Below are 12,929 nucleotides of genomic sequence, written 5' to 3'. Positions count from 1 at the left end.
TACCTCCGCCGGAGGCGTCCTGACCTTCCGGTCGGCACCCGGTCAGATCGGCGCACTGCCCCATCCGATTTTCCGTGGCAACGCGGCCCGAGGAGGGCTCCGAAGGAGCCTGACGAGGGCCGCCCCCCGGTCGACGCGCCCCAGCGCGGCGAAACCGCTTTCCGTATGCACGCCCGGTGTACAGGGGGTGTAAGGGTGGCACCCCCCCCTTTTCAGGCCCTCACGCCTGCCGGCTCAACCGCGCCACGCCGAGCACATCGAGCACCTTCGCCTCGATATGGTCGGCATTCATCGCTGCCGTGGCGTACATATCTTCAGGGCTCGCCTGGTCGATGAAAATATCGGGCAGAACCATCGACCGGAACTTCAGCCCACGGTCGAAAACGCCCTCTTCGGCCAGAAGCTGCGCCACATGGCTGCCAAAGCCGCCAACCGCGCCTTCCTCGATGGTGATCAACGCTTCGTGGTCGGCAGCAAGCTTCAGAATAAGCTCTGAATCCAATGGCTTGGCAAATCGCGCGTCGGCAATCGTCGGCGTAATCCCGCGCGCGGCCAGCGCCTCGGCGGCTTTTTGAACCTCGCTCAGACGGGTTCCGAAAGACAGGATCGCGACCCGCGCGCCGTCCTGGATCATCCGCCCCTTGCCGATCTCCAGCGGCTCGCCGCGCTCCGGCATATCCACGCCCACGCCTTCGCCCCGCGGATAGCGGAAGGCGATCGGCCCGCTGTCATGCGCCACGGCGGTTGCCACCATATGCACCAACTCCGCCTCATCCGCCGCTGCCATCACCACGAAACCGGGCAAATTCGACAGATACGCCACGTCGAAAGACCCCGCATGCGTCGCCCCGTCGGCGCCCACTAACCCCGCGCGGTCAATAGCAAATCTGACGGGCAGGCGCTGGATGGCCACATCGTGAACGACCTGGTCATAGCCCCGTTGCAGGAAGGTCGAATAGATCGTGCAGAAGGGTTTCATCCCCCCCGCCGCCATGCCTGCACAGAAGGTCACGGCATGCTGTTCGGCGATACCGACGTCAAACACCCGCTTCGGAAATCGCTCTCCGAACAGGTCCAGCCCCGTCCCGTCCGGCATCGCGGCGGTGACAGCGACGATCTTGTCGTCCAGCTCCGCCTCGCGGATCAGGCTTTGGGCGAAGACCTTGGTGTAACTCGGCGCATTCGAGGGCGCCTTGCGCTGCTCGCCGGTCGCCATGTCAAAAGGTGCGCGGGCGTGGCCCCTGTCGGCATGCCCCTCCGCATGGCGAAAGCCCTTGCCCTTCTTCGTGATCGCATGGATCAGGATCGGCCCATCGGCCCGCGCCTTCACCGTCCGCAGCACCGAGACCAGCTGATCCATGTCATGCCCGTCGATGGGGCCGACATAGGAAAAGCCCAGTTCCTCGAACAGCGTCCCGCCCACGGTGGCCGCTTTCAGCAGCTCTTTCGCCCGCCGCGCCCCTTCCTGGAAAGGCTCGGGCAGCAGCGACACCGCGCCCTTGGCGGCCGATTTCAGCTCCTGGAACGGGGCCCCGGCGTAGAGCCGCGACAGGTAAGAGGAAAGCGCGCCGGTTGGCGGTGCGATGCTCATCTCGTTGTCATTCAGGATCACGATCAGCCGCTTGCCCAGATGACCCGCGTTGTTCAGCGCCTCGAAGGCCATGCCGCCAGTCAGCGCGCCGTCCCCGATCACGGCAATCGCATCGCCAAGCCCGGTCTCGATCACGCCGCCAAGCTCACGCGCCATCGCAAACCCCAATGCCGCCGAGATCGACGTGGAACTGTGGGCCGCGCCGAACGGGTCATAGGGTGACTCGCTGCGCTTGGTGAAGCCCGACAGGCCCCCCTTCTTGCGCAGGGTCGGCATCGCCTCGCGCCGACCGGTCAGGATCTTGTGGGGGTAGCACTGGTGGCTGACATCCCAGATCACCTTGTCGCGCGGCGTGTCGAAGACCGCATGCAGCGCCACGGTCAGTTCCACCACGCCAAGCCCTGCCCCCAGATGCCCGCCAGTCTTGCTGACGGCGGCAATGGTTTCGGTGCGCAGGTCGTCGGCCACGCGGCGCAGATCAGACACCGGCAGCCCGCGCAGATCGGCCGGGGAATGGATCCGGTCCAGATGCGGCGTGTCGGGGCGGTCGCTCATGTGGCTCTCCGAATTCGGTTACTGGTCACGGGCGATAACGAAGCGGGCCAGTTCCCGCAAGGTTTCCGCGTCGGAGCCATAGGGGGCCAACGCCGCCTCGGCCTCATCAATCAACCCTTGCGCGCGGGCCTTCGCGCCCTCCAGCCCAAGCAGCGAGACAAAGGTCGCCTTACCCGCATCGGCATCCTTGCGCAGCGCCTTGCCGGCTTTCTCGGCATCGCCCTCTACATCCAAGATGTCGTCAGCGATCTGAAAGGCAAGGCCAAGGCTGCGTGCATAGCGCCGCAGGGGGGCCGGATCGGCGCGGCCCAGGATCGCGCCCGCAACCACCGGCCACTCCAGCAGCGCACCGGTTTTGTTGGCCTGCAATTCGGTGATCTGGTCAAGCGTCAGGGGGGTATCAGCAGTTTCGGCGGCAATGTCCTGCGCCTGCCCCAGAACCATGCCCTGAGGGCCAGAGGCCCAGGCGAGGGTCAGGACCAGCTCTGCGCGCTGATCGGCATCCCCGGTTGCGGGGTCGGCCAGCAACTCGAACGCAAAGCTTTGCAGCGCATCACCCACCAGCACCGCCGTCGCCTCGTCCCATTTGCGGTGCACGGTCGGCAGGCCCCGGCGAAGGTCGTCGTCATCCATGCAGGGCAGGTCGTCATGAACGAGGCTATAGGCGTGGATGCATTCGACGGCGCAGGCCGCCTGCATCGCGGCCTCTGCATCGCCCCCGGTCAGCCGCGCCGTTTCCAGCACGAGGAAGCCGCGCAGCCGTTTGCCGCCCGCTGTGGTGTAGCGCATCCCCTCGGCCACGCGGTCTGACCCGAGCCGCGCCATGCGGTCCGAAAGGGCGCGCGCAATCGCGTCCTGCGCGTCTTTCAACTGCTGCGTGAACAAGGGTCAGAGCCCCTCGACCGGCTTCGCCCCCGTGGGCTGCCCATTGGCGTCCAGCGTGATCTGCGCGACCTTTTCTTCGGCCTCTTTCAGCTTCGCCTCGCACCGTGCCTTCAACTGCGCACCGCGTTCGTAAAGCTTGATGGAATCTTCCAGCGCCACGTCGCCCCGGTCGAGCTGACCCACCACCGTTTCCAGTTCCCGGATCGCTTCCTCGAAGCTCATTTCCTCGATCTTTTTTTGGTCGCTCATCCGCTTCTCTCCGTCAAAACGCGCACATGGGTGGCGGCCGAGGCCGCGAGGGCGTCCAGATCATAGCCGCCTTCGAGAGTCGAGACCATGCGGCCGCCGCAATGCCTGTCAGCGATATCGCAAAGCCGGTGCGTGAGCCACTCGTAATCCTCTTCGACCCAGGCGAGATCGGACAAGGGATCGGCGGCATGGCAGTCGAACCCGGCGGAGACGAGCAACAGTTCGGGCCGGAACGCGTCAAGCCGTGGGAATACCCGCGCCTCATAGGCATCGCGCATGGCCTTGCCGCCGGTGCCGGGCGCGAGCGGCACGTTGACCACGTTGTCATGCGCGCCGGTCTCTGACACGTCGCCGGTATCGGGCCAGAGCGGCATTTGTTGCGAGGTGATCACCAGGGCGCGGGGTTCATCCCACAATAGCGCTTGCGTGCCATTGCCGTGATGCACGTCGAAATCGACGATGGCCACGCGGGCAAGCCCGTGATGACCCAGCGCGTATTTCGCGCCAAGCGCCACGTTGCCGAAGAAACAGAACCCCATGGGCAGTTCCCGTTCGGCATGGTGGCCGGGCGGGCGCACCGCCGCGAAGGCGTTGGTCAGTTCGCCGGACAGCACGAGGTCGATGGCCTTCTGAACGCCGCCCACAGTGCGGAAAAGCGCGGGCAGGGAGGATGGGGACAGGAAGGTTTCCTCGTCCGTGTCCGGGTCCAGCATGGTGAAGCCTTCAGCGGGAACACTGGCGCGGATATGGTCGAGATAGGCGGGCGTGTGCAGCGTCAGGATGCTGTCATCACTGGCCAACGGGGCGGCGTACCGGAAAACTGGCAGCCCTTCGAGCGCTTGCAAAACAAGCGCCAGCCGGGCGGGCTGTTCATGGACATGGGCGGGCGTCACATGCGCAAGGCAATCGGGGTGCGTGACAAGCCCGGTGGCCACCTATGCCCCCATCAGTTCGGTGACATGTGCGGCGACGGCCTCGGCCAGCGCGTCGAGGTTGTAGCCGCCTTCCATCGACGACACGAGCCGCCCGCCGCAGACATCTTCGGCGACCTTGCAAAGTTCGCGCGTGAGCCAGGCAAAATCCTCGGTCGTCCAGTTGAGGTTGGCCAGCGGGTCGTCGGCATGGGCATCGAACCCGGCAGACAGGATGATCAGCTCCGGCTGGTAGTCGCGCAGCCGCTGGAAAAGCCGCGAGCCGTAGATGGAGCGCATGGTTTCCCCGTCGGACCCCGGCGAAAGCGGCACGTTCAGGATATTGCCGTGCGCGCCGCGTTCATGGGCGGCACCCGTGCCGGGATAGAGCGGCATCTGGTGCGACGAGATGAAGAGAACGCGGGACTCATCCCACAAAAGATCCTGCGTGCCGTTGCCGTGGTGCACGTCGAAATCGACGATGGCGACGCGGGACAGCCCATGACGGTCCAGCGCGTGTTTCGCGGCGATGGCGACATTGCCGAACATGCAAAATCCCATGGCGCGGGTCTTTTCGGCGTGATGGCCGGGGGGGCGCGTGGCGACAAAGGCGTTCTTCGCTTCGCCTGCAAGCACCGCATCGACCGCCGCAAGGCAGCCGCCGACACCGCGCAGGGCGGCCTCCCATGTGCCGGGGGACATGGAGGTGTCGGGGTCGAGCGCGATCAGCCCGTCCTGCGGTGCAGCCTCTCGGATGGCAGCCACGTGGCTTTCGGGATGGGCCAGCAACAGGTCTGCCTCCGCTGCCATGGGGGCCTCTCGCCGGTCGAGCGCGGCGAATTCGGGCGCGGAAAGCGCGCGGATCACGTGTTCCAGCCGGGCGATCTGTTCTGGGTGGCCAAGCGGCATCTGGTGGCGCAGGCCCGCGTCATTCGTGAATAGCAGGGTCATGGATATCCTCAGTCGGGGGCCAGCATGTAGCCCGCGCCGCGCACCGTTTGCAGGTAGCGGGGCTGTTTCGGGTCGGCCTCTATCTTGCGGCGCAGGCGGGTGATCTGCACATCGACGGCGCGTTCCTGGCTGGTGCTGCTGCCCACGCCCTTGTCGCGGCCCAGATCCTCGACCAGCTGTGTGCGGCTGACGGGTTCGTTCGGACAGGCAGAGAAGATGCGCATCAACGCCGATTCGGTTGCGGTCAGGCGAATGGGGGTTTGCCCCTGCCACATTTCACCCCGTTCAAGGTCGTATCGGATCGGCCCCAGATGCAGCATCTTGGGGGCCGATTGTGCCTCGGACACGCTTGGAACGCGCCGCAGGATGGCGTTGATCCGCAGCAGCAATTCGCGCGGCTCGAACGGTTTCGGCAGATAGTCATCGGCCCCGGCTTCCAGCCCGGTTATCCGGTCGCTGGCCTCGCCCCTTGCCGTCAGCAGCATGATCGGGGTCGTCAGCTTTTCGCGCAAAGCCTTGGTCAGGCTGATCCCGTCTTCACCGGGCATCATCACATCCAGAACGATCAGGTCGAATTCCAAGCCTTCCAGCAGTCGGCGCGCATGGGCCGCATCACGGGCGGCACTGACGATGAAGCCGTTGCGAATCAGGAATTTCTGGAGAAGACCGCGAATGCGCTCATCATCGTCGACGATCAGAAGATGGGCTGCCGGATCTGTCATGCGCCTCCCTCGGTGTTGGAAAAGTAATGATGGCGAAGTTCCGGGTCCATCATCTGTTCCAGCACCGTGCGGAAACCCGCCACTGCGTCGGGTCCGGCAGCACGATAGGCAGCCCGCATCCGGGTGCGTTGTGCCTCGGACAGTTCACGTTCCAGCGAAATGCCCTGATCGGTCAGGTACAGGTGACGTTCGCGTTTGTCGCGGGTGCCGACGCGGCTTTCGACAAGGCCGTCCTCGACCAGCGTGCGCAACACCCGGTTCAGCGATTGCTTGGTGACGCCCAGAATGGCCAGCAGATTGTTTACCGTGGTGCCGGGGCTGCGGTTGATGAAGTGGATCGCCCGGTGATGGGCGCGCCCATATGCGTGGTTTTCAAGAATGCGGTCCGGGTCGGCGGTAAATCCGCGATAAGCGAAGAACATCGCCTCGATCCCGCGCCGAAGCTGTTCGTCGGTCAGAAAAAGCAGGCTTTCCCCGCTGCTTGCAGAAGACTGTGCCGCGCCGCGTTCGGCCATGAAATGCGTTCCCCCCGGGGTCTTGTCGCCTTTCGCCCGACTTTATGTCAGCCTTGTTGACTTTCCAAGAATCAATTGTTACCGAATGCCCGGTTTTGCGTAACTTTATGTCCGGTTCGGACGTATTTTGCGCAACAAACCGAAAATGCCAAGACCCCTGCCGAAGGTGAACACAATGGGCGCTGCTTACGACGATCGCGACGGAACCATCTGGATGGATGGCAAACTCATCCCCTGGCGGGATGCGAATGTGCATATTCTGACGCACGCGATGCACTATGCCTCGTCCGTGTTCGAGGGCGAGCGCGCCTATAACGGCAAGATCTTCAAAAGCCGCCTGCATTCGGAACGTCTGCACTTCTCTGCCGGGCAGCTCGACTTCCAGATCCCCTACACGGTGGATGAAATCGAAGCCGCCAAACAGGAAGTTCTGACCGCCAATGGCCTGACAGATGCCTATGTGCGTGCTGTTGCGTGGCGCGGCGCGGGTGAGGATATGGGCGTCGCGTCTGCCAAGAACCCCGTCCGGCTGGCCATCGCCGCTTGGGAATGGGGGGCCTATTACGGCGACGCGAAGATGAAGGGTGCCAAGCTCGACATTTCCAAGTGGAAGCGCCCCTCGCCCGAGACCATCCCCAGCCACGCCAAGGCCGCCGGTCTATACATGATCTGCACCCTGTCCAAGCACGCGGCAGAGGCAAAGGGCTGTTCCGACGCGATGATGTTCGACTATCGCGGCTATATCGCCGAGGCGACCGGCGCCAACATCTTCTTCGTCAAGGATGGCGAAGTGCACACACCCCTGCCCGACTGCTTCCTGAATGGCTTGACCCGCCAGACCGTGGTGGGCATGCTGAAGGACCGCCAGATCAAGGTGCATGAACGCCACATCATGCCCGAGGAACTGGAGGGCTTCCAGCAATGCTGGCTGACCGGTACGGCAGCAGAGGTCACCCCCGTTGGCCAGATCGGCGACTACAACTTTGAAGTCGGCGCCATCGCCCGCGAGATCGCTGAAGGCTATGAGAAGCTGGTGCGGGAGTAGGTTAGCCGTCTTTTGGCCTTATAAGGCAGTATCGCAGATAAACCGCGCCCCTTCTTCCGGCGCGGTTTTTTCGTATCCAAAGCGTGCAGCCTCGGTTTGAATCAAGTCGCTCAGCACCGAGGAAATCGCGAAGGGCGCAAGGGGGTCGTTGACGGCATCGTTTCGCTCGCTCTTCATGACAAGAGACCGTCCCCGCCCGCATCTGAAATCGCCATGTCCTGCGCGCCCTGGTTCCGGACGGGACGTCGGTTGACTCCTTGTCTGACGAAGGTCTGCAGGACCGGCCGTCTCATTCCGGTTTTGGCCACTTAGGCAACAGATTGCAGCTTCGAACCTGAAGAATGCTTGATCCGGAAGCCTTTACCGGCAAGTCTTGACCAAGCGGCAAGCCGCACAATGAGAATGATTGGAGGAATTACCTTGAAATTCTTAGCCACGGCCCTGTTCGGCCTATTTGCGATGTCGGCGGCAGCCATGGCCTGTCCGACATTCAACCAGACCGGGGCGAGCCATACGCTGACCGGTCAGCAGCTTTATAGCCCGCAGAGTTACTCTGTCGTTGCCGGCGGACAGAACCCGCTGCAGAACTGCGGCTTCAGCAATTTCGGCTATGTGACGACCGCGCCGGATTTCTCATTCTACCTCTCGGGGATGGATCAGTACTATCTGGTGGCCGATGTGGTCAGCCAGTGCGACGCGGTTCTGTTGGTCAACACCGCCAATGCGAGCTGGCTGTTCGACGATGATTCCAACGGCAACCTCGACCCGCGGATCGAGATCCGGGGGGCTGCCAATCTCAACGGTCGGGTGGATGTCTGGGTCGGCACCTATGACGGGTCCTATTGCAACGCGACGCTGAACATGGAGACCTGGCTGGCGCAAGCCCCTGCTCCGCAGCCACAGCCGCAACCCCAACCTCAGCCGCAGGCGAATTGCCCGAGCTTTGCCTATACGGGGCAGGAGGTCTCGCTGACCGGCCAGCAACTCTATACGCCGCAGCGATACAATGTGAATGCGGGCGGCCCGACGCCCCTGGCCACCTGTCCGTCCGGGGGGCTGGGCTATGCCTACGCGGTGCCGCACTATTCCTTCTACCTCTCCGGCATGGAAGGCTACCAGCGGCTGGAAATCGAGGTTGAAGGCCAGTGCGATACGACATTGCTGGTCAACACCCCCACCACCCAGTGGTATTTCGACGATGACAGCCGCGGGAACCTGCAGCCGCTTCTGAACCTCGCTTCCTCTGACGCCCTCAATGGCCGGCTGGACGTCTGGGTTGGCACCTATGACGGCGCGACCTGCCTTGGCGTGCTGGAACTGGAAACCTGGGAGCCGGTCAATGTGGCGCCGCCCGCACCGCCCTCCATGGCCCTGCCCGATGGGTATTTCCGACTGACCACGATGTTCCGGGAAGGCTTCTCGGAATGTCTTGAAGGAAATCAGGCCGCGAGCGGACCGGCCTTCATGGACCGGTGTCAGAACGTCACCGGCCAGCTCTGGCGTGCCATGCCCGTTGATGGCGGCTATTACCGCCTGACCACCGCCTTCCGCGAGGGGGCCAATGAATGCCTGGAGGGCAACCAGATCAATGGGGCAGCCATGAACGGCGCCGCCTTCATGGACAGCTGTCAGGATGTGAGCGGCCAGCTCTGGCGGGCCGTTCCGGCGGGCGACGGCTATTTCCGCCTGACCACGATGTTCCGTGAAAACGCGGGCGAGTGCCTTGAGGGCAACCAGGCCAACGGCGCGACCCTGAACGGGGCTGCCTTCATGGACATGTGTCAGGATGTGAGCGGCCAGTACTGGCGGGCCATCCCCGCGGAACTGGTGCAGCAGGTCGATATAGACGCGACAGCCGAGGTGATTCAGGGGCAGCTGGAAACCGCTGGCATGACCAACCTGCCGATCAACTTCGAGTTTGACTCGGCAACGCTCACGCCGCAGGCCCGCGCCCTCGTAGCACGACTCGCGCAGGCGATCTTCGACGCCGGGCTCTCTGGACGGGCCTTCGAGGTGCAGGGCCATACCGATGCGTCGGGGGCCGCGAGCTACAATCTGGACCTGTCGAACCGGCGGGCGCAGGCGGTGATCGAGGAACTGGTCAATGCCCACGGCATCAACCGCGCCTTGCTGACGCCCGTGGGCTACGGCGAAACCCGCCTGATCAACCCCTCATCGCCCAATGCGGCGGAGAACCGGCGCGTGGAAATCCTCCTGCGCTGAGACCGGGCGTCGGGTGACAAAAGCCGGGGCGTATGAGTCATGCGCCCCGGTTTCTATGCGATCAGACCACATTGCACGCGTTATCGCCCGCGCCGTGCTCTGGGCAATGCGCTTTGGATGGGCTTGGTGTTTCGACCAGTATTCTTTGTGGGTGCGGCTGGCATCACGCGCTGCCGAACGAGCGGCTTACACCCGATGATAAGGGCTGCCCGCCAGGATCGACGCGGCGCGGTAGAGTTGTTCGCTTAGCATCACGCGGGCGAGCATGTGGGGCCAGACCATCTGGCCGAAGCTCAGCACCATGTCGGCCTGATCCACCAGCGTGGGGTCCAGCCCGTCGGCGCCGCCGATCAGGAAGGCCATGTCCTGCGCACCCTGATCTCGGCGTTTTGCCAGCGCGCCAGCGAAATCGGGCGAAGACATTACCCGCCCGCGTTCGTCCAATGCGCAGACAACCGCGCCCGTGGGGATCGCCTTGCGCAGCAGCTCGGCCTCTGCCGGTTTGCCGCCGCCCTTCTTGTCCTCAACCTCCACCACGCGGGCAGGCCCAAGGCCAAGCGCGCGGCCCGTGCGGTCGAACCGTGTCAGGTAGTCGGAGACGAGATCAGCCTCTGGCCCGGCCCGAAGCCGGCCCACAACGCATAAGGAAACCCGCATGAAAGATCAGACGCTGCCGGCGGGCAGCCACATCTTTTCAAGCTGGTAGAACTCCCGCACTTCGGGGCGGAAGACATGGACGATCACATCGCCCGTGTCGATCAACACCCAATCGCCGGTATCCTTGCCTTCCATCCGGGCGGTCAACCCGAAGGTTTCCTTCAGCCGCGCGACAAGTTTCTCGGAGATTGCCGCCACCTGGCGCGAAGAGCGACCGGAGGCGATGACCATGTGATCGGCCATCTGGGTCTTTCCGCGCAGGTCGATCTGGACGATCTCTTCCGCTTTGTCGTCGTCAAGGGATGCAAGAACCTCGGCAAGCAGGGTGTCGCTCGTCAGGTCTTTGGTCGGGCGCGTCATCTGCGCCACCGGTGCAGCCCCGGTGGTGGCTGCTTGAACAGGTCCAGTCAGGACGTGGTCCTCCTTCACAATACGCCGAAGATCCCCGGCGCCGGGATATGGCCAAGATAGCATTCGAGCGGGGCTGTCTCAACCAGCGGACTGATTCGCAAGCGGATTCAAACCGATTATTGTGGCCAATCGGTCAAGAAGCATGCGGAAAACGAAAAACCCCGGCTGCTTAAGACCGGGGTTTTCCAGATGGGCCTGACGAAGGGATCAGGCGGGAACGGCGCCTTTCGGGGCGGGGGCGAAGTGCTTGCGGGCCAGCATCCAGACAAGGACGATCATACCCAGTTGCAGCGCCACGGCGATGCCCGAGATGGCCCAGTAGGCGACCGAGAACTTGGCGACGATGCCAGCGGCGACCAGACCCTTGTTCAGCCAGAAGTGGGTCATCACCGAAAGGGCGACACCGGGGCAGACCAGCGCGTAGGATCCGGCGGAGGTTTCGGACCCGGTCACGAAGCGGGCGACGTAACCCACGCGGGACAGCACGGCGAGACCGAAGAGGGCGAAGATCACTTCGATCGAGATCAGCCGGGTCAGCAGCATCAGCGTATCGGCGGCGGTGCCGTGGGCCTCGAAGGTGGTGTGCAGCCCGTGGTTCTGACGCAGCAGGGCGATGCCGATCACAGTCATCAGCGGGATCACCACCATCAGGGTCGGCGCAGCCTCGACATTGACGCCGTGTTCCAGCATCGGACGCACGCTCATGACCAGCACGATCAGCGCAAGGATGATGGCGGCGATAATGAAGAAGGTGGACAGCACGAGGCTGATCCCCACGGTCAGGGTCGCGGTCGACATGGCGGCCGGGGCGGCAAGGCCCACGCCGATCATCGCCAGGGCAAAGGCGGGCAGCATCTGGGCGAAGCTATTGTTGGCGGAACAGTCGAAGCCACCGGAATGCAGGCGTTCCTTGATGAAGTGACCCAGTTCCTTGAAGGCGATCCAGCCGATGGCGAGGAAGGCCGCAAGCGCAGCGGGGAACAGGTATTCGACGATGTTCCAAAGGCCGGGCACGAAGGTCAGGCCCAGGATGAACATGGCGTTTACGGACATCGCCAGCGCCAGAGGCATCGCCAAGACTTGGCTGCCCGCGTTGGACCGTGCGAAGGTTTCATAGGCGTCCGAGCGGCGGAATTCGGTGAAGCGGCGCAGGTTGAAGGCCAGAAGCTTGAGGTTGAGGAAACCGAAAATGGCAATCCCGGCCCAGGCACCTAGGATCATTGCCTGTTGAATCAGGGTGCCGCCGGTCAGCAGCGGCCAGGCATCTTCAAAGATCGGAACCGGACGGCCGGTATGCGGAACCCAGAACATCAGCCACATGAAGAACGTAACGGTGAGGCCGCCCGCGCCAAGCGAGGCGAGGAAATAAAGCGGCGAATAGCGGTTTGCGGCGACGGTCATCTCCGGCACTCCTTTAATTGACACTGGCAACTAAATACGCAGCCAGGAGGCGAGTCGCAACATTAAAGTTGACTTTGTTAACTACCAAGGTGTCGCACCCCGTTTACCCCCTGTTAACCACCCTGACCCAAGACTGAGCGCATGAAGATGACGACCTTTCCCCTGCTTGCTCTGCTCGCTGCCTGCGACAGCCCCGCCCCGGCGATGATGGGGGCCGATGCCACCAGGATGACCGTCGAAGGGGTCGATTTCACCGTTCGGGTCAGGGGCAGTAGGGTCGAAGCGATCCGCACCAACATGATGCCCAACCCCTCAATCGGCTCCGTCTATCCAAGGGCGGTGCAAGCCATGGAAGAGGTGAGCGGTTGCCGCGTGATCGAGGACAGCCTGCGGGGGGACGTGGCCGTAATGCGCGCCGATCTGGACTGTGGCTAGGCGGCAAAACGCATATATCTTGTGGATAATGCGCCGAAAACCGCCATATCGTGGGGCTGAACGTTGACTCAAGCGCGTTGACTGCCGGACACTTGCCCAAACGGGAATCAACAAGAACAGGCAGGCACGTGCGGTTTTCGCGGCTCAGGCTCAACGGTTTCAAAAGCTTTGTCGATCCGACCGATCTGATCATCGCGGATGGGCTGACCGGCGTTGTGGGCCCAAACGGCTGCGGCAAATCCAACCTGCTGGAAGCGCTTCGGTGGGTCATGGGCGAAAACCGCCCCACGGCGATGCGTGGCTCTGGCATGGAAGATGTGATCTTCGCAGGCGCCTCGACACGCCCCGCCCGGAATTTTGCCGAGGTGGCGCTGACCA

15 protein-coding genes are annotated in these 12,929 nt (G+C 63.4%); 4 read left to right on the top strand and 11 right to left on the bottom strand.

Annotation, left to right across the window (positions count from 1 at the left end):
• Positions 1-220: 220 nt before the first annotated feature.
• Genes dxs through BKY26_RS14800 form a run of 7 tightly spaced genes read right to left on the bottom strand, consistent with a single transcriptional unit; the run spans position 221 to position 6,379 of the window.
• Positions 221-2,146 (bottom strand): 1-deoxy-D-xylulose-5-phosphate synthase, encoded by a 1,926-nt coding sequence (gene dxs / locus BKY26_RS14830; RefSeq protein WP_071691172.1) that lies wholly within the window; start codon positions 2,144-2,146, stop codon positions 221-223.
• Between the two features lie 18 nt (positions 2,147-2,164).
• Entirely contained in the window at positions 2,165-3,031 is an 867-nt protein-coding gene (locus BKY26_RS14825) for a polyprenyl synthetase family protein (RefSeq protein WP_071691171.1), read from the bottom strand.
• A gap of 3 nt (positions 3,032-3,034) precedes the next feature.
• The gene (locus tag BKY26_RS14820) at positions 3,035-3,280 is read right to left on the bottom strand and encodes an exodeoxyribonuclease VII small subunit (RefSeq protein WP_071691170.1); all 246 of its coding nucleotides are present in this window, start codon (positions 3,278-3,280) and stop codon (positions 3,035-3,037) included.
• The gene (locus BKY26_RS14815; RefSeq protein WP_071691169.1) at positions 3,277-4,215 is read right to left on the bottom strand and encodes a histone deacetylase family protein; all 939 of its coding nucleotides are present in this window, start codon (positions 4,213-4,215) and stop codon (positions 3,277-3,279) included. The genes BKY26_RS14820 and BKY26_RS14815 overlap by 4 nt, the downstream gene beginning before the upstream one ends.
• On the bottom strand, positions 4,216-5,142 hold the full coding sequence (locus BKY26_RS14810; protein ID WP_071691168.1) for a histone deacetylase family protein: 927 nt from the start codon (positions 5,140-5,142) through the stop codon (positions 4,216-4,218).
• 8 nt (positions 5,143-5,150) lie between these two features.
• A complete protein-coding gene (locus BKY26_RS14805) occupies positions 5,151-5,864 on the bottom strand; it encodes a response regulator (RefSeq protein ID WP_071691167.1) in 714 nt (237 codons plus the stop codon).
• A complete protein-coding gene (locus tag BKY26_RS14800; protein ID WP_071691166.1) occupies positions 5,861-6,379 on the bottom strand; it encodes a MarR family winged helix-turn-helix transcriptional regulator in 519 nt (172 codons plus the stop codon). The genes BKY26_RS14805 and BKY26_RS14800 overlap by 4 nt, the downstream gene beginning before the upstream one ends.
• 175 nt (positions 6,380-6,554) lie before the next feature.
• Here BKY26_RS14800 and BKY26_RS14795 point away from each other — a divergent pair, with 175 nt between their 5' ends.
• Positions 6,555-7,424: a branched-chain amino acid aminotransferase gene (locus BKY26_RS14795; protein ID WP_071691165.1), complete on the top strand. Its 870-nt coding sequence runs from the start codon at positions 6,555-6,557 to the stop codon at positions 7,422-7,424.
• A gap of 18 nt (positions 7,425-7,442) precedes the next feature.
• Here BKY26_RS14795 and BKY26_RS20295 read toward each other — a convergent pair whose 3' ends face one another.
• On the bottom strand, positions 7,443-7,601 hold the full coding sequence (locus BKY26_RS20295; protein ID WP_158514346.1) for a hypothetical protein: 159 nt from the start codon (positions 7,599-7,601) through the stop codon (positions 7,443-7,445).
• 243 nt (positions 7,602-7,844) lie between these two features.
• Here BKY26_RS20295 and BKY26_RS20515 point away from each other — a divergent pair, with 243 nt between their 5' ends.
• On the top strand, positions 7,845-9,647 hold the full coding sequence (locus BKY26_RS20515; protein ID WP_071691164.1) for an OmpA family protein: 1,803 nt from the start codon (positions 7,845-7,847) through the stop codon (positions 9,645-9,647).
• A 186-nt stretch (positions 9,648-9,833) separates the two neighbouring features.
• Here the strand turns inward: BKY26_RS20515 and rlmH are convergent, their stop codons facing one another.
• The 3 genes from rlmH to BKY26_RS14775 all read right to left on the bottom strand — a co-directional run bounded on the left by rlmH (position 9,834) and on the right by BKY26_RS14775 (position 12,116).
• Complete coding sequence (gene rlmH / locus BKY26_RS14785; RefSeq protein WP_071691163.1) at positions 9,834-10,304, bottom strand: 23S rRNA (pseudouridine(1915)-N(3))-methyltransferase RlmH; 471 nt, start codon at positions 10,302-10,304, stop codon at positions 9,834-9,836.
• Between the two features lie 6 nt (positions 10,305-10,310).
• A complete protein-coding gene (gene rsfS, locus BKY26_RS14780; RefSeq protein WP_131541887.1) occupies positions 10,311-10,778 on the bottom strand; it encodes a ribosome silencing factor in 468 nt (155 codons plus the stop codon).
• 144 nt (positions 10,779-10,922) lie between these two features.
• Positions 10,923-12,116, bottom strand: a complete 1,194-nt coding sequence (locus BKY26_RS14775) for a TsoY family (seleno)protein (RefSeq protein WP_071691162.1) — start codon at positions 12,114-12,116, stop codon at positions 10,923-10,925.
• A gap of 147 nt (positions 12,117-12,263) precedes the next feature.
• Here BKY26_RS14775 and BKY26_RS14770 point away from each other — a divergent pair, with 147 nt between their 5' ends.
• Positions 12,264-12,551, top strand: a complete 288-nt coding sequence (locus BKY26_RS14770; RefSeq protein WP_146632871.1) for an HAD family hydrolase — start codon at positions 12,264-12,266, stop codon at positions 12,549-12,551.
• A gap of 128 nt (positions 12,552-12,679) precedes the next feature.
• The coding region (locus tag BKY26_RS14765) for an AAA family ATPase (protein ID WP_131541886.1) at positions 12,680-12,929 on the top strand (250 nt) is incomplete at its 3' end.

It is taken from the genome of Nioella sediminis (genome assembly GCF_001879695.1).
GTDB classification, from domain to species: Bacteria; Pseudomonadota; Alphaproteobacteria; order Rhodobacterales; family Rhodobacteraceae; genus Nioella; species Nioella sediminis.
The sequence above is the reverse complement of the archived record's forward strand: the minus strand, read 5'-3'. Positions and strand labels throughout refer to the sequence as shown.

What these genes read in the sequence shown, in the direction of transcription:
- BKY26_RS14810 (WP_071691168.1), bottom strand. Translation starts at nt 5,142, where the DNA reads ATGACCCTGCTATTCACGAATGACGCGGGCCTGCGCCACCAGATGCCG.
- BKY26_RS14795 (WP_071691165.1), top strand. Translation starts at nt 6,555, where the DNA reads ATGGGCGCTGCTTACGACGATCGCGACGGAACCATCTGGATGGATGGC.
- BKY26_RS20295 (WP_158514346.1), bottom strand. Translation starts at nt 7,601, where the DNA reads ATGAAGAGCGAGCGAAACGATGCCGTCAACGACCCCCTTGCGCCCTTC.
- rsfS (WP_131541887.1), bottom strand. Translation starts at nt 10,778, where the DNA reads ATGCTATCTTGGCCATATCCCGGCGCCGGGGATCTTCGGCGTATTGTG.
- BKY26_RS14800 (WP_071691166.1), bottom strand. Translation starts at nt 6,379, where the DNA reads ATGGCCGAACGCGGCGCGGCACAGTCTTCTGCAAGCAGCGGGGAAAGC.
- BKY26_RS14770 (WP_146632871.1), top strand. Translation starts at nt 12,264, where the DNA reads ATGACGACCTTTCCCCTGCTTGCTCTGCTCGCTGCCTGCGACAGCCCC.
- BKY26_RS14775 (WP_071691162.1), bottom strand. Translation starts at nt 12,116, where the DNA reads ATGACCGTCGCCGCAAACCGCTATTCGCCGCTTTATTTCCTCGCCTCG.
- BKY26_RS14820 (WP_071691170.1), bottom strand. Translation starts at nt 3,280, where the DNA reads ATGAGCGACCAAAAAAAGATCGAGGAAATGAGCTTCGAGGAAGCGATC.
- dxs (WP_071691172.1), bottom strand. Translation starts at nt 2,146, where the DNA reads ATGAGCGACCGCCCCGACACGCCGCATCTGGACCGGATCCATTCCCCG.
- BKY26_RS14805 (WP_071691167.1), bottom strand. Translation starts at nt 5,864, where the DNA reads ATGACAGATCCGGCAGCCCATCTTCTGATCGTCGACGATGATGAGCGC.
- rlmH (WP_071691163.1), bottom strand. Translation starts at nt 10,304, where the DNA reads ATGCGGGTTTCCTTATGCGTTGTGGGCCGGCTTCGGGCCGGGCCAGAG.